This is a genomic window from Pseudoalteromonas sp. GW168-MNA-CIBAN-0100 (assembly GCF_040309225.1).
GTDB lineage: Bacteria > Pseudomonadota > Gammaproteobacteria > Enterobacterales > Alteromonadaceae > Pseudoalteromonas > Pseudoalteromonas arctica.
The window spans coordinates 1-231 of the sequence record NZ_JBEOOL010001179.1; the positions used below are offsets into that span (position 1 = coordinate 1).

Sequence of the window (231 nt, forward strand, 5' to 3'; positions counted from 1 at the left end):
ATCAAATACTCCAGCGCGTAAATCGCGAATAATTTCGACTCGCTCTACGCTGTCTCTATCTGAGTGAAGGTAGCGCACTTTTACATTGTGCTCACTTAAGTAGTCGGTTAAATCCTCCGACATACGTTTGGTTAGCGTGGTAACCAGTACCCGCTCACCTTTCTCAACACTTTTATAAATTTCTGAAAGCAAGTCGTCAACCTGGTCCCCCACTGGGCGCACTTCAATAAG

General features: G+C 45.5%; 1 protein-coding gene. It reads right to left on the reverse strand.

Annotation, left to right across the window (positions count from 1 at the left end; all coding sequences use genetic code 11):
* Positions 1–231 (reverse strand): helicase-related protein (locus tag AAEY62_RS25105; protein WP_350637220.1); only part of this gene is annotated, 231 nt, incomplete at both ends.